At 67.8% G+C, this 642-nt stretch carries 1 protein-coding gene; it reads right to left on the bottom strand.

Annotation, left to right across the window (positions count from 1 at the left end):
• On the bottom strand, positions 1-388 hold a 388-nt coding region (locus NBW84_RS06920; RefSeq protein WP_250282780.1), incomplete at its 3' end, for a cold shock domain-containing protein.
• Positions 389-642: the final 254 nt, after the last annotated feature.

Raw genomic sequence — 642 nt, 5'->3', positions numbered from 1 at the left:
CCAACTCGTCGGCGACCGCGTGGACGACCTTCGCCACCTTCTGGGCCGTGCGCCGGTCCGGATAGCGCCCCCGCCGCAACGAGCCCTGCACCTCGTCCAACAGTTTGATCATGTCTTCGACCATGCTGTGGAGCTCGTCCGGGCTGCGCCGCGCCGCCTGCGCGGCGGCCTTCGTCACCGACGGTGGAGCCGCGAGCAGCCGCACCGACAACGCCTGGTCGCCACGGCGGCTCGTGGCAACCCCGAACTCGACCCGGTCACCGGGCTTGAGCCCGTCCACACCGGGTGGGAGCGCGGCCTTGTGGACGAAAACATCACCGCCGTCGTCACGGCTGAGAAAGCCAAAGCCCTTGTCGACGTCGAACCACTTGACTCTGCCGGTGGGCACGGAAGACCTCGTTATGAGTAGCGAAGGGGGACTGCCCGGTGAGATACCGGGGTCTCAAGGCTATCCGGGGACGCGCCGACGAGTGGCCGTCCGTACTTTTTCATCACCGAGCAGTAGCACCCGAATGATGGTCACCCGGCTCTCCTGCAAGCCGGGCCAGCCAGGCCTCCCGGTCGGCCTCCCCGATCCAACGGCCTCCCGAACATGACAGACATGATCGCTCCACTTCTGGCCCACCACCCGGGCCGGCCGCC

It is taken from the genome of Protofrankia sp. CiP1_Cm_nod2 (assembly GCF_920664355.1).
In the GTDB taxonomy this organism is placed as follows: Bacteria; Actinomycetota; Actinomycetes; order Frankiales; family Frankiaceae; genus Protofrankia.
This window is presented reverse-complemented; position numbering and strand designations above follow the sequence as displayed.